General features: G+C 38.8%; 20 protein-coding genes and 1 pseudogene. 6 read left to right on the top strand and 15 right to left on the bottom strand.

Going from position 1 to position 20998, the window contains the following annotated elements; genetic code table 11:
* The first annotated feature begins 78 nt into the window (after positions 1 to 78).
* Complete coding sequence (locus J582_RS18610) at positions 79 to 867, top strand: hypothetical protein (protein ID WP_031982093.1); 789 nt, start codon at positions 79 to 81, stop codon at positions 865 to 867.
* 65 nt (positions 868 to 932) lie between these two features.
* On the opposite strand, the gene J582_RS18605 is transcribed toward J582_RS18610, so the two are convergent.
* Entirely contained in the window at positions 933 to 2342 is a 1410-nt protein-coding gene (locus J582_RS18605) for an FAD-binding oxidoreductase (protein ID WP_002051720.1), read from the bottom strand.
* Positions 2343 to 2720: 378 nt separating this feature from the next.
* Between J582_RS18605 and serA the strand changes: the two genes are divergently transcribed.
* The 3 genes from serA (at position 2721) to J582_RS18590 (ending at position 5890) form a co-directional block, all read left to right on the top strand.
* The gene (gene serA, locus J582_RS18600; protein ID WP_002051786.1) at positions 2721 to 3953 is read left to right on the top strand and encodes a phosphoglycerate dehydrogenase; all 1233 of its coding nucleotides are present in this window, start codon (positions 2721 to 2723) and stop codon (positions 3951 to 3953) included.
* 98 nt (positions 3954 to 4051) lie between these two features.
* On the top strand, positions 4052 to 4936 hold the full coding sequence (locus tag J582_RS18595) for an EamA family transporter (RefSeq protein WP_031982094.1): 885 nt from the start codon (positions 4052 to 4054) through the stop codon (positions 4934 to 4936).
* A gap of 90 nt (positions 4937 to 5026) precedes the next feature.
* On the top strand, positions 5027 to 5890 hold the full coding sequence (locus tag J582_RS18590) for an EamA family transporter (RefSeq protein WP_031982097.1): 864 nt from the start codon (positions 5027 to 5029) through the stop codon (positions 5888 to 5890).
* Positions 5891 to 5897: 7 nt separating this feature from the next.
* On the opposite strand, the gene J582_RS18585 is transcribed toward J582_RS18590, so the two are convergent.
* From J582_RS18585 to truB, 3 genes are all read right to left on the bottom strand, one after another.
* Positions 5898 to 6341, bottom strand: a complete 444-nt coding sequence (locus J582_RS18585; protein ID WP_002051715.1) for a hemerythrin domain-containing protein — start codon at positions 6339 to 6341, stop codon at positions 5898 to 5900.
* A 211-nt stretch (positions 6342 to 6552) separates the two neighbouring features.
* Positions 6553 to 7329: a sulfite exporter TauE/SafE family protein gene (locus J582_RS18580; protein WP_004711708.1), complete on the bottom strand. Its 777-nt coding sequence runs from the start codon at positions 7327 to 7329 to the stop codon at positions 6553 to 6555.
* A gap of 19 nt (positions 7330 to 7348) precedes the next feature.
* Positions 7349 to 8254, bottom strand: a complete 906-nt coding sequence (truB, locus tag J582_RS18575; RefSeq protein WP_031982099.1) for a tRNA pseudouridine(55) synthase TruB — start codon at positions 8252 to 8254, stop codon at positions 7349 to 7351.
* Positions 8255 to 8407: 153 nt separating this feature from the next.
* Between truB and J582_RS18570 the strand changes: the two genes are divergently transcribed.
* Positions 8408 to 9442: a lipase secretion chaperone gene (locus J582_RS18570; protein ID WP_002051740.1), complete on the top strand. Its 1035-nt coding sequence runs from the start codon at positions 8408 to 8410 to the stop codon at positions 9440 to 9442.
* Between the two features lie 114 nt (positions 9443 to 9556).
* Positions 9557 to 10498, top strand: a complete 942-nt coding sequence (locus tag J582_RS18565) for a lipase family alpha/beta hydrolase (RefSeq protein ID WP_081404862.1) — start codon at positions 9557 to 9559, stop codon at positions 10496 to 10498.
* A 51-nt stretch (positions 10499 to 10549) separates the two neighbouring features.
* Here the strand turns inward: J582_RS18565 and rplS are convergent, their stop codons facing one another.
* From rplS to J582_RS18510, 11 genes and pseudogenes are all read right to left on the bottom strand, one after another.
* Positions 10550 to 10918: a 50S ribosomal protein L19 gene (gene rplS / locus J582_RS18560; protein WP_002051668.1), complete on the bottom strand. Its 369-nt coding sequence runs from the start codon at positions 10916 to 10918 to the stop codon at positions 10550 to 10552.
* A gap of 215 nt (positions 10919 to 11133) precedes the next feature.
* Entirely contained in the window at positions 11134 to 11889 is a 756-nt protein-coding gene (trmD, locus tag J582_RS18555; RefSeq protein ID WP_002051760.1) for a tRNA (guanosine(37)-N1)-methyltransferase TrmD, read from the bottom strand.
* 46 nt (positions 11890 to 11935) lie between these two features.
* Positions 11936 to 12484: a ribosome maturation factor RimM gene (rimM, locus tag J582_RS18550; RefSeq protein WP_031982101.1), complete on the bottom strand. Its 549-nt coding sequence runs from the start codon at positions 12482 to 12484 to the stop codon at positions 11936 to 11938.
* Positions 12485 to 12503: 19 nt separating this feature from the next.
* A complete protein-coding gene (gene rpsP / locus J582_RS18545) occupies positions 12504 to 12755 on the bottom strand; it encodes a 30S ribosomal protein S16 (protein ID WP_000260334.1) in 252 nt (83 codons plus the stop codon).
* Positions 12756 to 12901: 146 nt separating this feature from the next.
* A complete protein-coding gene (locus tag J582_RS18540; RefSeq protein WP_017392607.1) occupies positions 12902 to 13327 on the bottom strand; it encodes a type IV pilin protein in 426 nt (141 codons plus the stop codon).
* Positions 13324 to 13806: a type IV pilin protein gene (locus J582_RS18535; RefSeq protein WP_004884685.1), complete on the bottom strand. Its 483-nt coding sequence runs from the start codon at positions 13804 to 13806 to the stop codon at positions 13324 to 13326. The genes J582_RS18540 and J582_RS18535 overlap by 4 nt, the downstream gene beginning before the upstream one ends.
* A 12-nt stretch (positions 13807 to 13818) precedes the next feature.
* A pseudogene (locus J582_RS18530) lies at positions 13819 to 16788 on the bottom strand (PilC/PilY family type IV pilus protein); the annotation flags it as partial.
* A 1214-nt stretch (positions 16789 to 18002) separates the two neighbouring features.
* Positions 18003 to 18818, bottom strand: a complete 816-nt coding sequence (locus tag J582_RS18525) for a PilX N-terminal domain-containing pilus assembly protein (RefSeq protein ID WP_031982104.1) — start codon at positions 18816 to 18818, stop codon at positions 18003 to 18005.
* Complete coding sequence (locus J582_RS18520) at positions 18815 to 19813, bottom strand: PilW family protein (RefSeq protein ID WP_031982106.1); 999 nt, start codon at positions 19811 to 19813, stop codon at positions 18815 to 18817. Before J582_RS18520 ends, J582_RS18525 begins: the two co-directional genes overlap by 4 nt.
* On the bottom strand, positions 19813 to 20373 hold the full coding sequence (gene pilV, locus J582_RS18515; protein ID WP_081404860.1) for a type IV pilus modification protein PilV: 561 nt from the start codon (positions 20371 to 20373) through the stop codon (positions 19813 to 19815). Before pilV ends, J582_RS18520 begins: the two co-directional genes overlap by 1 nt.
* Entirely contained in the window at positions 20367 to 20840 is a 474-nt protein-coding gene (locus tag J582_RS18510; RefSeq protein WP_016803890.1) for a pilus assembly FimT family protein, read from the bottom strand. Before J582_RS18510 ends, pilV begins: the two co-directional genes overlap by 7 nt.
* Positions 20841 to 20998: the final 158 nt, after the last annotated feature.

The raw sequence follows: 20998 nt of genomic DNA, 5'->3' as shown, positions 1-20998 counted from the left end.
TTTGTTCTTGCTTACTCAACTTTAATGACAATCGTTTGATAAAATTAACTTCAAATACACATAACAAATAGGATCGTTATGCAACTGACTTATGCGGGACAAGTTTTCTTGGTGGTCGTTGCAGTTTTGATGATTTGGTCATTTGTACTCACCAAGTTTTGGGTCAAGCGTTTAGCTAAAAATCGTAAAAGTAGTAAATTTGAATTTGCTTATTCATTTGCCGTGGTTTTTAGTATTAGTGCTTTATTTTTCCCATTTACTTATTGGGTTTCTCAGGCAGTCTACGGCTTAGCAACCAAACCAACTTACGATGCAACTGTAGTGAGTTATACTTCTGAATGGGTAGATACTGAACGCACAGACTCAAATGGGCGTAAATATAAAACTAAAACACTCATGCATACTGCTCAGGTTCAATTTAAAGATAATCAAAATAGAACTCTAACTTTAGATAATTCAGTTCGCTCTGTTGATATGCCTGTAGTTGGTGAACATATTACTGTTGTTTATGAATCTGGTGATCACACAGCGCAAGAAAAGAGCTGGCGAACAATTCTATTGTTTGCAGCCGCTTTATTTATGCTATTTATTTTAGGTTATGTGTTGCTCATGATTATTGCCTACAGTCTAAAGCGCGACATGGAACCCTACAAAACATTTGCTAGCATGTTAATTTTTAAAGTCACGCTTCCACTTGGAACAATGGCGATGTTTTCGATGTTGTCTTATTCTATTTTTGCCTATTTCTTTTTAGGTAATCCAAGGGATTTACCTCTATGGGCCATTGTGCTTTGTAGTTTTCTTGCTCTTAGTCTTTTACCGTTGATTTATCATATTCTGACAGGTTGGAAAGCGGACAAGAAATAAAAAATTAATAAAAAAGCGCATCTTACGATACGCTTTTAGCAGAACTTCTTTTATTTAATAAAGCATTAGAGATCAAATAATTTACCCGGGTTCATAATACCTTTCGGGTCAAATACTTTTTTCAAAGCTTTCATATATTCAATTTCTTCAGGAGAACGCGAATATTCCAAATATGGCTTTTTCGTCATACCTACGCCATGCTCAGCAGAGATTGAACCATCGTATTTTTTCACGGTATCAAATACATATTTATTTACCACCTGACACTTCGCAAAGAACTCATCTTTGGTTAAGTTTTCAGGTTTTAAAATATTTAAGTGCAAGTTACCGTCGCCGATATGACCGAACCAGCAAATTTCAAAATCAGGATAGTTCTCTTGAACAATTGCATCAATCTCACGAATAAATGCAGGTACGTGAGTAATTAATACAGAAATATCATTTTTGTATGGAATAAACGGTGCAATTGATTCAGAAATATCTTCGCGTAAACGCCATAAACTCTCTACTTGGTCAAGGCTTTGGCTCATCACGCCATCAAGTACCCAGCCCTGCTCCATACAGTGCTCGAAAATTTCCATTGCTTTGTCGATAATCGGCTCGTATGGTGCTTCAAACTCAAGCAATACATAGAACGGACATTCGGTTTCAAATGGACGTTGTACATGACCATTGTTTAAAACTTTTTGCATTGCAAGTTCACCAAAGAACTCAAATGCTGTTAAGTCGATGTCTTTTTGGAACGCATGTAATACAGGCATCACTGCATCAAAATCAGGAACACCTAAAACTAAAACTTGTAAGTTTTGTGGTTGACGCTCAAGTTTAATTTCTGCTTCGGTCACTAAACCTAATGTACCTTCACCACCAATAAACAAATGCTGTAATGCATAACCAGTTGCATTTTTAACCATGCCTTTGTTTAAACGTAAAATGTCGCCTTTACCAGTAACAACGGTTAAACCAAGCACCCAGTTACGTGTCATGCCATATTTAATGACTTTAATACCGCCAGCATTGGTACCAATATTACCGCCAATCTGACTAGAACCTGCTGATGCAAAGTCAACCGGATAATACATACCTTGTTCTTCTGCATAATTCTGCAATTGTTCAGTCACAACACCAGCTTGAACACGCACCATACGGTCTGCCGGGAAGAACTCAAGAATCTGGTTCATTTTGTCCATACTAATGACAATTTCACCATTGGTTGCTACTGCGCCAGCAGAGAGACCAGTACGGCCACCAGATGGCGTAATCGCGACATTAAACTGGTTCGCAAGTTTTACAACTGCCTGAACTTGTTCAGTCGTTGATGGAAAAACGATGACCGATGGGTTCGGATTAAAATGCTTGGTATGATCTTTACCCCAGTTTTCGAGACTATCAGCATCGGTTTTAATACGGTTTTCACCAACGATTGCTGTTAATTGGGTGAGTAACTCAGGTGTTAAAGCGACTGGAGCATTCATCGTTTGCAGACCTAGCAAGAAGTAAACTGTGGTGGGACTATGACCTAATATTCTCAAGGTTTTCACCTGAGCAAAGCCATAATGTTCAAGGAACTTCTATATTCTACATGTAACCGCACAAGCGATAAAGTTCATAATAGAGATACTGTCACTACAAAACATGTTTAAAACCAATAAATGTGTTTTTATAAGGCTCTAAAGGAAAATCTAAGCCCTCAAGAATACTAAGCATATTTCATAGCGCTCGGCAAGCCATAAACAGAAGTGATTAGACATAGATAAAATTGCCATAAGGCGATGGTATAAACGAAATATCTATAGCGCTGCCCAGTATGTTATTATACCGCCACCAAATTTGGCCTTTGTAGCGGAGCCGTAATGAGCCAACATCTTTCACTACCTAAAGATAAAATCCGTTTCCTTTTGTTAGAAGGCGTTCACCAAAACGCAGTCGATACTTTAAACGCTGCGGGTTACACCAATATTGACTATCGTAAAACTGCTCTTGAAGGCGAAGCGCTTAAAGAAGCAATTAAAGATGCTCACTTTATTGGTATTCGTTCGCGTACCCAATTGACTGAAGAAGTTTTCGAAGCTGCAAATAAATTGATCGCAGTAGGTTGTTTCTGTATCGGAACAAACCAAGTTGATCTTAAAGCAGCAATGGCACGTGGTATTCCTGTATTCAACGCACCGTATTCAAATACGCGTTCGGTAGCAGAGCTTGTACTTGCTGAAACAATTCTTCTTCTTCGCCGTGTTCCTGAAAAGTCAGCGGCTTGTCATCGTGGTGGTTGGGACAAATCTGCTGTGGGTTCTTTTGAAACACGTGGCAAAACTTTAGGTATTGTGGGTTACGGTTCCATCGGTTCTCAACTTTCAGTTCTTGCTGAAAGCATGGGTATGCATGTTATTTATTATGATGCAGTCACTAAGTTACCAATGGGTAATGCTCGCCAAGTTGGTTCTTTAGATGAACTTTTAGCAACTGCTGATGTTGTGACTTTGCATGTACCAGATGTTCCGTCTACACGTAACTTCTTTACTAAAGAACAATTTGCAAAAATGAAAGAAGGCGCAATCTTCTTAAATGCTGCACGTGGTACATGTGTAGTCATCGAAGATTTAGCTGATGCAATCAAATCTGGTCACCTTGCTGGTGCAGCGGTTGACGTATTCCCTAAAGAACCAAAAGCAAATGGCGAAGAATTCCAGTCTCCACTTCGTGGTTTAGACAACGTGATCTTGACTCCTCACGTTGGTGGTTCAACGATGGAAGCTCAAGCAAACATCGGTTTAGAAGTAGCAGAGAAATTCGTTGCTTACTCTGACAAGGGTATGACACTTTCTGCGGTAAACTTCCCAGAAATCGCATTGCCATTAACGGCGGGTCAACACCGTTTACTACACATCCATAAAAACGTACCGGGTGTATTGTCTAAAATCAACAACTTGTTTGCTGAACAAGGCATCAACATTTCTGGTCAGTCTCTTATGACTAAAGGTGACATTGGTTATCTCATTATGGATGTTGACGCTTCTGCATCTCAAGAAGCTTTAGATACATTACACGAAGTTGAAGGCACAATTCGCGTACGCGTATTGTTCTAATTCGAACTGTAAATTTAAAAGCCACAGCATTGTCTGTGGCTTTTTTATGGGCATTTACATTATCATGTGAAAAGTATACCAATTGATCAAATAATAAAATGTCCAGTCCAAGCCAGAAATCCCAGCTCCATGCTTTGGGCTTCCTTATTCTTGCTATGTTGAGCGTCCAAAGTAGCGCATCGTTAGCTAAAGTTTTATTTCAGAGCTTTCCCGTTTTAACAGTGTCTGCAATGCGTTTATGTATTGGAGCGTGTATTCTGGCTTTTATTTTTAAAATCTGGCGAATTAATTTTAGTCAGGTTCGATGGAAAGCGATTTTAGCTTATGGCTTTGCTCTTGCAGGCATGAATGCTCTTTTCTATTTATCTCTTGAACGTTTGCCGATCGGTATTGCAGTTGCATTTGAATTTATTGGCCCATTAAGCGTGGCTTTATATCATGCTCGCCAAAAATATGATTTTGTATGGGTCACTTTCGCAATTCTTGGACTCATTTTATTATTTCCTTTTAATCAAGCTCATAGCTTGGATTGGATCGGCGTTTTATTTGCAATGAGTGCGGGCACATGTTGGGCACTTTATATTATTGCAGGACAAAAACCTTCTGGAATTTCAGGTAATCACACCGTTTGTTTGGGTATGGCTATAGGTGCTTGCATACTTTTACCAATTACATTTTTTTCAGGCTCAATTGCTCAAGTTATAGAGCTGCCCTATCTTTTTTATTTTATTGGTTTAGCAATTTTGGCCAGTGCGCTTCCGTTTTCTTTAGAAATGTTAGCACTACGCAATTTAACCCCTCTAAGCTTTGGAACATTGATGAGCCTAGAACCTGCAGTTGCAGCCCTTTCTGGCTTTATATTTTTAGGCGAATATCTGTTATGGAACCAATGGTTAGCGCTCGCAACAATTATTACAGCTTCCGTCGGTTGTACCATAACGACCCAAAAAGCTCGTCAACAACGTGAAAAAACAGCAGGTTAACGCTATAAAACCTGCTGGTTAAAACACAATATTGGCTATAATTAATCACTCTTATTTTTTAAATATCAAATGAAGCGTTAAGGTAAGTCCATGCAAAATCTTTCAATTATTGCTGTGCTATACATGATTTTGTCGATGGTCTCATATCAAATCAGCGCCTCATTTGCTAAGCAACTTATTGCAGCTTTGGACCCCCTTACCGTTACTATCTTAAGGTTATGTTTTGCCACAGTTATTGTTGCGGTCATGTTTCGCTCTTGGAAAATCTGGTCGCGCTTACCCTACTTAAAATGGCGTGATTTATTGATGTACTGTGCATCTTTAGGGTTAATGAATATTTTATTTTATACGTCGCTTGGAAAATTACCCCAAGGGATTGCTGTTGGATTAGAGTTTATTGGTCCATTAGGTCTTGCGCTTCTTTCGATTAAACAAAAGAGCGACTACATTTGGGTAGCGCTTGCCATGTTAGGTATTGCACTTATGGTACCTTGGCAAAACCCAGTTCAGCACCATTTCTCATATATAGGTGCAGCATGTGCTCTAGGTGCTGGGCTTTGCTGGGCGTTCTATATTTATTTCGGCCATAAAGTTGTGACTCAAAATATAGGAATGCATGCATTAACAATTGGAATCGGCGTATCTGCACTTGCATTACTACCAATTGGCATTTGGCATAATGCGCCTGCATTACTTGAGACACAGTACTGGGGTAAAGCATTACTTATCGCTGTTTTAGCAACAGCAATTCCCTATGCACTCGACTTAATGGCACTCAAACAACTCAATAAATTAACTTATGGCACTCTAACGAGTTTAGCGCCAGCATTGGCAGCATTAACGGGTTTCCTATTACTTCACGAAGAAATCAGCATGCTGCAATGGGTGGCTTTGGCTTGCGTAATGCTGGCCTCGATTGGAGTTACTTTAAGAAGTACTAAAAAAGCTGCATAGGTTTAATCTACTGCTGCTTTTTATACTTTTTATATTCCTTTAAATATTTATTGCCGAGCGTTTCTTTTTCGCTGTCTTTAAGAATTTTTCCAGCTTGTTGAAAAAATTTATGCTCTTCTTCTTTTAAATGATGATGAACTTTTTCACTTAACTGTCTGGCAGTGGCCAACCAGCTTGGGCTACTCATATCCGTTTTTTCAAGCTGTTCAACCAACTCATCCATTTCATGATGTTCAGATAAGGCATGTCGAGTAATATCCAAACCCACATCGTCAAACATTAAAGGGATATACAAATAACGGTCCTCGGCAACTGAATGAGCATAGAGTTCATTTTTTAATGCATCAAATAATTGTTTTCGTTCTTCAGTTAAACCATGAGTCTGGATTAATTGTTCAGAAAGGTTACGTTGATTTTCATGGCTTTCTCTTAATGCTTCGAAAATATTCATTCTCTTCCTCATTTTTTAGCTAAAAAATCTTTTTTATTTCAAGGTTTATGATACGTTGAAATTTATATTGTTTACGTAGCTTAAAATGAGACTATTTTTTACACAGTTCTCTTTCTAGTAAATTTCTGTAATGATTTTTATATTTCGAATTTTAAATGATACATAAAAGTATGAACCGAACTCAAAGACAGCTCATACTTTCAATACTATTTTAGCCCGTGACAAAAATTTGATACCCTAAACGGCAAATCAAGATACTCACCAAAATTAAAAAGATAATACGGACAAAACCACTACCGTATTTAAGCGCGGTACGCACCCCAACAATAGAACCAATAACGTTTGCAGCTGCCATCATTAAACCGATATGTAAAATAGCGTGACCAGTTGGAATCAGAAAACTCAACGCAGCAAGATTCGTCATGAAGTTACCGATTTTTGACAATGCTGAAGCATGTAAAAAATCGACTTGTAAAAAGCGGATAAAGAAAAAGATAAAGAAACTACCCGTACCCGGCCCAAAAATACCGTCGTAAAAGCCAATCGCCAAACTACCAATACCTGCTAAAACTAGCATTTTCGTAGTAATTTTTTGCTCAGTATGAACTTGACCAAAGTTCTTTTTTACTAAGGTATAAATAGCAATTACGATCAGCATTACAAATACAAAAGGACGTAATACAGATTGTGGAATAAGTGATAAGCACGCTGCGCCAGCAAATGAGCTAATGAGAGCACAAATGGCAATGACTGCCAAAAGCTTCCATTGCAACTTCACTCTTTTTGCAAACGTATAAGCCGCCGATGCAGTACCAAAAATCGATGAAACTTTATTTGTACCAATAACCGTTGCAGTCTGCATGGACGGGAAAGTACTCATGATGCCGGGAATCTGGATGAGTCCTCCGCCACCAACGGCAGCATCAATTGCTCCCGCAGTAAACGCAAAAAAGATCAAACTAAGGATAACATCCCATTCCATGCCCATGCTCTATACTCTACATCTACTACAAATTTAAGATACGCTTAGGTACCAACCGTTTTTTATCAGTAATCTCAGCCAAACCTAAACAGCGTTCACCCGAAAAAACCAAAACTTCTGCTTCCGCAGAATGATCAATATTGCTTTCTAAACCATTGCAAAAATATTTTTCCCTTCCTTCAGGAACCTGAATTTTTAAGAAATGGTCAATTGGCGCATACACTGGTAGTAACAAAGTTTCTCTTTGCTCTTCCGTTAAGCTTTCTAAATATTCAATGGTATAACTTGGGATTAACTCAAAATGCCCTGTTTGAATACGGTGAAGCATTGTCAAATGTCCACCACAGCTAAGTGCCTCACCAATATCTTCACCTAGCACACGAATATATGTTCCTTTAGAACAGGTTACATCTAGAGTGATACTATTTTCGGTAAATTCAATAAGCTCTAAAGCATAAATCGTAACTGGGCGCGCTTCACGTTCAATCTCGATTCCTTTTCTGGCAAGCTCATATAACGGCTTACCCTCTTTTTTTAACGCCGAATACATCGGTGGAACTTGTTGAATATCTCCCCTAAACTTTTCTAAAGTTTGCTCAATAAGCTCTTTGCTAAGAACAGGAATAGGACGTTCTTGTAAAATATCGCCTTCAACATCGCCTGTTGTTGTAGTTTGGCCTAATCGAACAGTCGTCTGATAACGCTTTGTCGAGTCCAGCAAATAATGTGAAAACTTAGTGGCCTCTCCTAGACAAATAGGAAGTAAACCAGTCGCTAATGGATCTAATGCGCCAGTATGGCCTGCCTTTTGGGCACGGTACAGCCAACGCACTTTTTGCAAAGCGGCGTTTGAACTGAGCCCTAATGGTTTATTTAATAGAAATACACCACTGATATGGCGACGAGAAATTTTTTGATTTTTTGTCGTCATTTTTACTGGAACACAAAGCTAGAAAAAAGTGCCGACATGTTAGCAAATTCGGCAAGATATTTTCAGAATATTTAGATGCGTTTTCACTTATTTTATGGCACATTAATGATCAAGTAAAAAAACAACAAATTAAAACTTAAGGAAGATATCTTTATGCAAAGGATGCAGAAAAAGATATTGTGGTGTGTGCTCGGATTTTTTATTTTGAGTCTCATCGCATGTGTATATTGGCTAAGCCCCGACTCGAAAAGTAGCTCACCTCGGTTCAATCAGGATGAGACTAAAACTTTAACATCTACTCATCAAACACCTTTAAATTCAATAACAAGTGATAATGCTTACTTAAGTAAAAGTCAGCAAGATACTCAAGTTAATTGCCAGTTAAAAATTGATAGTTCTCAACATTTAGTTGTAAATAACCAAACCCGTGACTGTTTTGAATATTTTATTACACAGTATGGAGAATCTAATTTACAACAAGTCAAAACGCATTTTGAGAAATTCATACAAGATCAGTATTTAGAACCAGCCCGCTCACAGATTATTGACTTGTGGACTCGTTATTTAAAATACCGTGAGCAGCTTGCACAAATTCAACCACCTCAATCTAAACAACAAGATCAAAATTATTTTCAAAAGATCTTTAGTTCAATTCAAGATATTAGAAAGCGTTTCTTCTCTGCATCTGAAATTGAGGGACTCTTTTCAACAGAAGATATCTATCAGAACTACACATTAGATCGCATGAAAATTTTGGAAGATTCATCTTTAAGTGAAATTGAAAAAGCTAAAAAGCTGAAAGAACGCTTTGAACAGCTACCAGCAGACTGGCAACAAAATCTGCAAGAACTATCAAAACTTGATGATTTGCATACGCTGACCAAACAAATTAAAGCTCGCAATGGTTCAGCGGAGGAACTGCGTCAAATGCGTACAGCACTTGTAGGAGCTGAGGCAACACAAAGATTAGAAACTTTAGATACGCAGCGTAATGCTTGGCAACAGCGAGTTACAGGCTTCTTAAAACAGCGTGATGAAGTTCTCAATAGCAATATGAGTGATAGTGCTAAAAATCAAGCAATTCAACAACTACGCCAACAACAATTTAGCTCATCACAGGAACAACTTCGTCTTCAAACTTTTGAAAAAGTCCATGACCAAGGAGGTGAACTACCATTTAACTATTAGGCTTTTCTATTTCAAAGTGAGCCAAACCTTATCCAGCAGTAACAGCTGCTGCTCATACAAAATAAAAATAGTGAGTAAAAAATGAAAAGGAACTTAATATTTTTCTGTGCTGCAATACTCTCAGGACTGAGTGTTTCAGCAACCCATGCCACAAATGCAGAGCAAGTAAAAAGCTCATTTGTCTACTCGAATTATGCCCAAACCAAATATCCATTGGTTTTTAATCATGGTATGGCCGGTTTTAGCCGAGTTGGGACAGATACGCTTGGTCTTGATTATTGGTATCAGATTCTTCCTGACCTTGCGCGTAACGGAGGAAATGTCTGGGCAACAAGGGTTTCACCGTTTAACTCAACCGAAGTTCGCGGAGAACAACTTGCCCAACAAGTAGAAGAAATTATTGCTATTACGGGAAAACCTAAAGTCAACTTAATCGGACATAGTCACGGGGGACCAACAGTTCGCTATGTCGCTGGTATCATGCCAGAGAAAGTTGCTTCACTTACTACTATCGGAGCACCTCACAAAGGTTCTCGAATGGCAGATGTCATCCTGAATGTTGAGGGTACTCCTCTGTCTGGACTGGCAACATTAGTAAACTGGTTTTCAGCAGCGATTACTTGGGCAGAAGGGCTAGATCCAACTAGTTATCCGCATGACTCTTTAGCTGGCGCTCATAGCCTCTCAACTCAAGGCTCGGCACAGTTTAATGCACAATTTCCAATGGGTGTTCCTACCACATCTTGTGGTGAAGGTGCTTATCAAGAGAAAGGAATCTATATGTATTCATTCTCTGGCAATAAAGCACTCACAAATCCATTAGATCCTTTTGATATTGCATTAACAGGAAGTAGTTTGGTTGTTGACCCACTGGGAGATAACGATGGACTAGTTTCTAGATGTAGTGCCAAGTTTGGTAAGACTATTCGTGATGACTATAACTGGAACCATTTAGATGAAGTCAACCAAGTGCTTGGTATACGTTCTATTTTTGCAGCAGACCCTGTGTCGGTTTACCGCCAGCATGCTAATCGTTTAAAACTACAAGGATTATGATTCCAAATAAAAAAATGCGCCAAAAGGCGCATTTTTTTACTCGGTATAAGCTTACGCTTTACGAGCTGGTAATTTTTCACGAATACGTGCAGCTTTACCAGACAAGTCACGGAGGTAGTAAAGTTTAGCACGACGAACGTCACCACGACGTTTCACTTCGATTTTAGCAACAACTGGTGAGTGAGTTTGGAATACACGCTCAACACCAACACCGCTAGAAATTTTACGTACTGTGAACGCAGAGTTCAAACCACGGTTTTTCTTAGCGATAACAACACCTTCAAATGCCTGAAGACGTTCACGGTCACCTTCTTTTACTTTAACTTGAACAACTACTGTGTCACCAGGAGCAAATTCAGGAAGGTCAGTTTTTAACTGTGCATTTTCAACAGCTTGAACTAAAGGATGTTTACCACTCATTGTGGGAATCTCCAATATGTGCGGAGTCAGAAGAGGTCTGATTTTCCGCTGGGGATAGAGGCTAAAAACGCATATCAACCCGTTTAACTTTCCCTTTACGACAATCGTAAAGAGCCTTAATTACACATAAATCTATAAATTTAAATAGACTTATGGTTTAACTCGAAGCATTGCTTCTCGTCTTATGTTAGAACTTTCGTTCTTGAGAATAGCAATTAAGAATTACCGCTATTCCCTTGTATATCTTTTAGCCATTTTTTTTGCTGTTTAGTCAACTCTACTTTTTCTACCAACTCTGGTCGGCGTTCTAAAGTCCGTTGATATCGCTGCAAAAAACGCCACTTTTCAATGTTGGCATGATGTCCTGATTTTAAAATTTCAGGGACATCTAAACCTTCAAAATGGTCTGGCTTAGTATATTGCGGACAATCTAAAAGACCATCTACAAAAGAATCCTGTATCGCTGATTGCTCATCTGACATTACATTCGGCAAACGGCGAATAATACTATCAAGCAACACCATGGCAGGTAGTTCACCGCCAGATAAAACATAATCTCCAATTGACCATTCCTGATCAACGTAATGCTGGATCAAACGTTCATCGACGCCTTCATAACGTCCACACAATACAATCAAGCCGTCATAATCAACAAACTGCTGTACTGCCTGTTCATTTAAAGTTTTACCTTGTGGAGACATATACACCACAGGTACATGAACACATCCTGCTTGCGAAGCAAGTTGTTTGGCATGGTTAATTGCTTTTGCGAGAGGCTCAGCCATCATTACCATACCAGGACCACCGCCAAATGGACGTTCATCCACTCTCCGGTAACTCCCTTCAGCAAAATCACGTGGATTAATACAAGTGACTTGTACAATGTCACGCTTTGCTGCACGTCCGCTAATCCCGTAGGCTGTAATCGCTTCAAACATTTCAGGAAAAAGCGTAATGACTGCAAAAAACACCGCAGACTCCTCTATTTTCCTGCTGCGTTAATCCCCTAAAAAAGGATTAATAATCTACGCCCCAATTAACGTAAATGCGACCAGCTTCAAGATCAACGCGTTGTACCACGTCTTTATGCCAAGGAATCATGCGTTCTTCTGAATCAATGCTGTCTGGTGTAGCACGTACAACCATCACATCATTAGCTCCAGTTTCAAACAACTCATGAATTTGCCCTAGGTTTACTTCCTGTTCTTCATCACCAAGTCCTAACACCGTTAAGCCTTTCAAATCTGACCAGTAGTACTCATCTACATCTGCTTTTGGCAATTGAGATTTAGCAATCCAGATATTAGCGCCAACCAAGCTCTCTGCTCCAGTGCGATCACTCACACCTTTTAAAGAGACAACTAAGCCTTTACCATGTGGTTTCCAACGTTTTACATCAACTGTTTGCCAACCAGCCTTGGTCTCAATGTACCAAGGCAAGTAGTCAAACATATTGCTCATGGGTTCCGTATTGGAATACACCCAGAGCCACCCATTTAATCCATAAGCTGAACGTAACTGTCCAATCTGAATACGATCTTCGGGAACATTCTGTGTTGGTGTCATGGGCTACCTACTACAATAATTATGCAGTAGCTTTTTTAGCTTGAGCAGCCAAAGAAGCAACACGTTCAGAAGGTTGAGCACCTTGAGAAACCCAGTGAGCAAAACGGTCTGCGTCTAAACGAAGTTTTTCTGCTTGACCTTGTGCAGTTGGGTTAAAGAAACCGATACGCTCGATGAAACGACCATCACGTGCATTGCGGCTATCAGTCACAACGATTTGATAGAATGGACGTTTTTTTGCGCCGCCACGTGCTAAACGAATAACAACCATGATAAAAGCCTTATAATTCTTACGGATTATCCCTGCGCCGACCATCGGCAACACTTCAAACCCCTTTCATAGAGGGCGACATTCTACGTGATTTTCACCCTGAAAGAAAGATTAAATTTTGAGTTATCCGCAGTTTTGAATTTAAATTACTCTGTCCAACTTGATGAAGCCGATAGTGCACAATCTGTAGCACCTTTTGCCCAAAATTTTTGCCCTTGATCATTTAAGCAAATAATTCCATCACCCGCTTGTGAAGTATTAGCGATTGGTGTTGCCGTAAGCACCCATGTCGAATCGTTTAAAGTAGTAAAAGCTAAAGTATATAAAGCTTTGCCCTGAAGAGGACTCACATTAGAGCCATAAATTGATTGTATAGTTGCATTTGAGGGATAACGGTTATTCACCATTTTTTGAGACTCTAAAGTTTGTGCAATATTCATCATTTCAGATTGAACGGCTGTACGATTCCCTTTACGAACATATTGTAAATACGATGGAGTAGCTATCGCTACCAAAATTGCAATAATTGCCACCACAACCATAATTTCTATTAGTGTAAAACCATTCTTCACTGCCAACTCTCACTATTTGCTTCACATGTGTTACATGTAGTTGTTCCACCACAATCATTATCAACAGCAGTAGCTGTTAAGCTCTGGCAACGTAAACCTGAGTTTTTAGCAATAAAATTAAGATTTCTGGAATCTGTAGTAGTCGCTCTAATCACCCATGTCTGCCCATTCGCAGCAGAACTCGTTAATAAATTACCAGCAGTGGTATCATCAGTGATCTGAATCGTATACCCCCCACGAGTTAACGTTACAGAGGTTGTGGTAAATCCCCTATAGGTAAAATTTCTAGACTTATGCTGCTCCAATCGCTCAGCTAATTTTAAAATCTCACTCTTAGCGGCAGATGCGGTAGCTCTACGGGCATAACTTTGATAAGAAGGAACAGCAATAGCAACAAGAATAGCTAAAGTAAGAAGAGTGACCATAAGTTCAATCAGAGTAAAACCCCGATTGAACTTCAAATTATAGTATTTACTCATAAACCATCCCTTTTAGCGATACCGCTCATACCAGCGTGCAGGGATCAAATAGCTTGTGCATTGCCACTGCCCTGTTCCTTGCTCATTACCAGATAACTTTAATTTTCCACAACTGTTTTGCGGAGATGGATTATCTTCACTAGGCACAAACGTAATATTGCGAACCCCTGAACCAATTACATTTAGGTTCTTTGTTCCATCTGTCCCAAAACCACTATTATCTTCCTTATTATGATTAATCGATCCATCAGTATTCAGACACACTCCAAATGGCAGACAATAAGTTTGTCGATCTGTTTCACCTACTACACGTGGTAAACAAGGGTCTGACGCAACAATACCCGTTCCTTGAGGATCATAGACAGGAACTATTAAATTACCTGTAATTGCTATTGGTTCTTCAAAGGCTTTCATTCCCCCTTTAATACGGAAGCTATTATCAGCTTTTTCAGTACCATTGCTCGTACTAGAAAGTGATCGGTACCAACCTGCTTGACCTGTACCCGTACTTGGAAAGAAAACCTGCCCTACGCTCGTTTCGCCTGCTCTTAATATTTGTGGGTTTTTCCGTAGATTTGAGCGAATAAGATCCTTAGTTTCAAGCTGACTATCACTTAACGACATTAAATTCTTTTTGATAAAGTCTCTATCAATAATTCCATAAACATTATTTACAGGTCGACCACTAAGCGCCGTACTAGGAGACATACCTTCTCGGCCAATAATTGGATAAACATCTAGTGGTGTACTTCGATCACCAGAAGCGATACCAACCGTAATAAATGAGCGAACACCATAATCATGAATTGTTACGGTAGGCGGCTCATAAAAACGAGGGGCATTTCCACCTGTGTAATCATTTCCACTATCATTTGTTGTATCGTTTGTTGCCAGATTTGCCAATCTCACAACTCTTATACCGAAACCACTATAAGTCGAGTTAGTTTGAGTCTGATTATTATTAAGATCTACACGAAAGACTTGTCCACCTAAATCGCCAAAATACAAATGATCTACTAAGCCATCACCATCTCGGTCCAAAGTACTAATACGGCTAACAATACTATGCTTCATATTAGCGTTATCATTATTGGACCCTGTATCACTGGCCCACCATAAACGCTCTCCGGTTTTAGCATCGATAATATAGACAGCATTTCCTTTTGCCTTACCATTGCTAAAGCATGAGTCACTCAACGTGATATTTGGTTTCTCGTAGCATTGATCATAACCACCACCAACAATCATGACACGTCTAATCGCACCGTTATAACGAATATTTGCAAGTACAGGCTTAGACCAGCTTTGCCCCATACGGCTATAGTCAGATTGATCTGCACCTATTCTAAACATTAATTGTGGGGAACTTGGATTTAATACATTTAATCCATAATAGCTACTGCCCCCCATACGCATTCCACCATAAATATTCATTTGTTTAGCAGTAACTTTTGATACTGCTGAACTACCTGAACCTGTAGTGGTAATGTTATATGCTGGATCCGATACCCATGCTCCATCCATACCTTGAGCAGGGGCTGTTGAATCACTTTGCCCTACCACTAAAGCTTTAGACGCTACCGTATCATTTAATATATCGGCTGGGATAAATACCATTTGCTCAACCCCAGAAGAGGCATCTACGATATGCAATCCTCCTTCCATACTTCCGTAAAGAATAGATTGCTCACGTGCACTGGTTAAATTTCCATTTTGATCTAAAGTACCACTATAAGTCAGCTGTACCGGAAAAGAGTGGATACTCCCGCCCATCGATAAATAAGGGGCATTTGATGTGGTTAATGTGCTTGGTAGAGCTGTCGCCGTAATATCTGTCGGATAACCCAAGTAATTTAATAATTTTAATTTTAAGCTCACAGGGAATGCCTTCAAAACATCTTGTCCCGTAGAGCTATTAAATTTTCCTAGCACATAACTTGCAGTATTAGCCGCTGTATCAAAAGGATTTGTATTTATAGCAGGCGCAGCAGGAATTTTCAGTAAGTTAGTATTTGTAGTTGATATTTTAGTTAAACTACCATCTGTAGCCACGGTAGAAACATCAGTAAACAGATTTCGGATTTTATTTTTTGCTGCATAATAATATTTAGTAATATTACCTTGAGAATTTACCTCTTCTGGCTGACCTAAAGTTGGTAATGGTACATTGCTATAGGCTCCCCCTAAAAAAACTTTTCCGCCATCATTATAACTAGAGCTATTCCAATAATCTTTTGTACCACTACGGAATGCTCCATTTGCATCATAGACCAGCCCACCAGAGTTCGCTTCAAATGCACCAGCATTTGAACCAGATAAAACCACATGATATTTTTTTAAGTTACCTCGCCAAGTCAGATAAGCATTTGCCGGATCTGGCTCAAAAGTCCGTAAATAACCATATTCCTGTAGGTTTTTAGGATTTAATGCATCATAAGGTACAGAAATCGCACCAGTAGTAAGAGGCTCTAAAGGCACCTTCCCTAAGTTATTAATAAATGCAATTACGCTATCGGTTACTCCCTGCGCACTTTGGGTAGGAAAAAATCCACCATTACCATAACCTGGGGCAGATACAGCATTTGTTCCCTGATTTGGAGAACATGCATCATCTCCACTTCTATCTATTTGAGTACGAGAACTCATTTTACAAGCGTTCTTCGCATCTGTAGTGCTCAAGGCATTTAATGCTGAACCAAAACCAACAAAAGCAGTTTGTATAGATACATTAGCTGGGTTTGTAGCATTATTAGCATCACTTTGAATTACCCCGCCATTAAATAAGGCCTTAGCGAAGTTACTCATATAATCCCAGTTTGTACCACCGCTCAGTCCACCACTATTACTAAATGAGCTAAGGTTCAATGCAGAGGCTAAAACAGAAGAGTTTACGTTATTCGTTGGTTCACCATCAGACAAAATATAAACCCCTTGTCCATCACAACTTTGACGCTGACTAACGGGAGGTAATGGTGATTTATATGTAGTGTAGTTGGTATCTGGATCTTTTGAACTTTGAACGGAGCTATTAAATCCACTATAACTGTTTGTACCTAAAATTGTTTTAGTTTGATAGACACATGTACCAGCCACTGTATTAACTGTACATTGCGTATCATAGGTATCTGTTGTTGGATTAGTTAAAGAAGCCGCACTCCAAGTAGTACATCCATTAGAGTTATATGCTGTACAGCTTTGATAATTAGGTGTTGAACTGGTTACTTTAGTTTCACTATAAGTAGTTTTATAGTAATAGGTCGTTGTAGGATAAAACCATCCAGTCGTTTTATAATAATAAGTGGTGTAAGTCGTTATATTTCCATTTGTTGAGCTTGTAGTATTACTACTATAGTTAGATAAATTAGACTGGCTTGGAATTGTGGTCGGCGTATATGTACACTTTGTATTATCTGTTGAACCACTAGCTGAATTATTACCACAGGCATAGTAAACGGTTTGTGACGTCTGAGTTAAAACTGGATAATATTTAAAATACATTGCCACATTTGCTGTAGTCGAGCTTAATGTTCGTGTTCCCATTAAGTAAGCTGCTGCCTCAGCATAAGCATTAGCAGTAGGCGTTCCTCCACTTGCTTCTAATCCAGCTACAGCATTTTTTAATGCAACTCTTTGTGCAGATCCTACAACGCCCAAATTTGCTGCTGGAACCAAAATTTCGCCGCTACTGCCATCACCAGTAGTACCACTACTGTATGTAGAGAAATGCCCCAATCCAACACTTACATTATTAAATATCGGGTTATTATTTTCTAAAAAAGAAAACATACCATCTTTTAGGCGCGTTAACCGGTCATAACAACGATAACTATTATCTGCCTGTTTCTCACATCCAGTAGCTAAATTAGTTACTTTACTAAGGGTTGTATTTGAGGAAACCCAGCAATAATACCGACGATAACTAGGAGTAGTTGTTGAGTTTACATAAGTAGTTGAACAACTTGTAATACCGTAATCATCATAAATACTATAACCAGGCTGGATCGTACGCCCCATTGATCCAGAAGTATCTAGCATCATAACAATTGTTTTTTTACCTGCTGTAGGTGCGGCATAAATTTGTAAATCACTTGCCTGCACTACAGAACTTGACATAAGCCATGTAAATGTCATCGAAGTTGAATAGATGGCATACCATAATTTATTTGGTTTGAAATGTAGTTTCATGATATTCCCCATTATGAACCTGGCGCCATAGTTTCAGTAAGCTTATTGGTATAGTTAAATTCTTGAATCTGAGTACTAAAAGGTACATTATGATTTGCCAAACAATCAGCTAACGTTTGTTTATTACTTAATGAGCTATCAAAGTTATCGCTGATCTTGGCACTATTTGTACTCAAACAATCTGCTTGCAAAGTTTGCATTGAGGTAGAAGCATAAGCAGGTAAAAAAGAAGTTGTAATCACTCGAATGCGTTGTGTAGAAAGCATACTCTTTGGTAAAGCAGTACCTTCAGACGCATTTGTTCCACGTGGTAAATTTGAACCTGGAACATCATTAACGGCATCTGTTGGAATGCTTACAGCAATTTGTGTAACGACAGCTTGACGATTACTTCCATAATCAGTGGTCAGGTCACAAAAGCCAGCCACTCCTCCATCCTCTACCACGGCATTGTTAGCAGTTCCTGCTCGCAGTAGACTCGCATCTCGGGTTTGGGCAAAACTTACAGTGGTCGAAACTGGCTTATAGCAAAAATTATATTCCGATCCAGGATGACTCTCATTTTCTTTGAGTGCTGCTCCTAACACATTACTAATATTTGTAAGCGTCGTTGGATCCATCTGTGTGATGAGCTGTATAGGAGTATCAGAAGATTGAAAATTTAATTGGCCAATTTGGCTATTTGTTGCAACTTTCAAAGAAACAATAGCCACCCTAATGGCTAAAACTCCCACAGCAATAACAATTAACAAAATAATAAGCACAACAATAAGCGTCGCACCTTTTTGATGATGTTGGACTATATATTTGCTTCTCAAATGGGTCATAGTTTTTCCCCCATTGCATTACGTAAAGCAATTGTTGTGCTATAAACGCGTCGTAAGAATCGTGTACTTGTATCTGAGGCATGTACTGTTTGATCTAACATTACAAAAGTTTGATTAGGATCGACTGCTTTGTTTTGAGCATTATTGGTAGAACGTGCTAATACAGAAATTTGTATGGATAAGATACGCGGAGCTAATTGTGTAGGGGTCGCATCTCTTGCAGCTTGTGCAGCCACTCGATATTGGGGAATAGTGTAATAAGCAAAATTACCAGCTGCATTTTTCGCGCCTAATAGAACATGAAAATGATCAATACGTGGCAATATAATTTGACCCGCATCTCCAAACCCATCAACTGATGTTGGTTGAGCTGTAGGTGTGGTAGAAGGTGTATTTGCATCACATGCTAGTGCATAATCTTGTTGTGAACTCCCATTATTATCGAGACGTAAAAAATAGCGCTCTACAACAAGATCACCCGCCAAAACATTTGCACCTTCACAATTTGTCATATTAGAAGGAGCAATAAATTGAATAGTAAGCTGATCACTCTGTATAGTTGCATTTGAACTGTTCTGTATATTTGAAAGGCCTTTCCACTGGTTATTTAAGGTACTTACTGTATCGCCTGCACCACGGCTTAATAAAGCATCTGCGATATAGACGTTAGTCCCCGTATTAGGCACAAAATTTACATTGTTATTATTGGTAGCAGTAGAACCCGTTAACACTATCCCTCCCCAAGGAGTAGTATCATTTAACTGAGGATTTATAATATTTCCATAATTGACAAGTCGTATGTCACGTACAATATAATCCAGACCAAAAATACCACTATCTTGTATTTCAGCATTCGCTTTTTGTAGACGACTTGATAAAATTCCACCTATAAACAATTGAGTAGCAGCTGCAACAAGAATTAAACCTAAAGCCAAAGCAACCATAAGTTCAATTAAGGTAAATCCTTGCTGCTTTTCTAAAAATGATCGATTCATCAATATGTCTCCATCATTAAACACTTAGAATTAGAGACATAAATTCCACTACTAGTGATGCAATTTGATACATCTACAGTTGATGTACTCCCACTTGTACTCGTTACTGGTAAAGTTTTTCCCCAAAAAGCGAATAAACATTGCCTTTGTAAAGTCATAGTTGAAGTAACGCCTGGACAATTTGTCATTGTAATTTTGATACCCAGCTGATCTGCATTTTTTGCTGTTTGATATGCGTCAAATTGAGCAAGCTGTGAAGGCGTACACGGCCTATTAAAGCAGGAAGTCGGAGCCACTGTAGTTGATGAAAAATTACTATAACTACGCACAAATGCTGGATATTGACCAGCTTGAACACTATTTGTGCGAATATTTTCAGCTAACCCCCTCATGACTATCATCGCCTGAGATTTAGTTAATGCTTCTGAAGATGCGTCCATTGCCCTGATCTGAAGTGCTACATAACCAAGTACTCCTATTGCAAGTAGAATTAAAGCAACTAAAACTTCTATTAAACCAACACCTGCTTGAACTTTCAGATTGTTTAAATGCATTAGCATGTCTCCTCAGCTTTAAAAACCAAAGCTCCAAGTTTTGTAAGTATAAAATTTTTCTTTTTATTTATTCTTGAATTACAAATAGATATAAGTGCATCCTGAGTAATATTACTCACAACTCCATTTGCGTTAAATGTTAAAGTAGTGATAGCTAAAGAACTTTGGGTATTATCAGCAGCTATATTTTTTAGCGTTAGAGTGTTGTTAGAAGTAGGTTGCCAATTTAATAAAGTGGCAGTATTAGAAGCCGCTGAATTCAAATTAACTGAAACATTCTGACGACCAAGCACAGCCTGACTTTTCGCCTCAGATAGAGTGCTAATTAAATCTCTTTGATTAGTATCTAAACGTTTACTTTCTAATAAATTTGACATAGACGGCGCAGCCATCATTGCAATAATAGCCATGACTGCAATTGTTACGATGAGTTCCACTAAGGTGAACCCTTCTTGCGGAGTAATTCCCCTCATCCCCATAACCCCAAATAAATTTAAAACTTTTTATTTCTATATAAATTTTACGTTCTACTTTTACAAAACGAATACAAACCAGATAAAGGGTATAAAAAAACAGATAACCGTCATTTGACAATCATCTGTTTAAATTTTTTAAAATCAATATGTTAAAT

The organism is Acinetobacter sp. 1566109 (assembly GCF_000582255.1).
Classification (GTDB): Bacteria; Pseudomonadota; Gammaproteobacteria; order Pseudomonadales; family Moraxellaceae; genus Acinetobacter; species Acinetobacter nosocomialis.
This window is presented reverse-complemented; position numbering and strand designations above follow the sequence as displayed.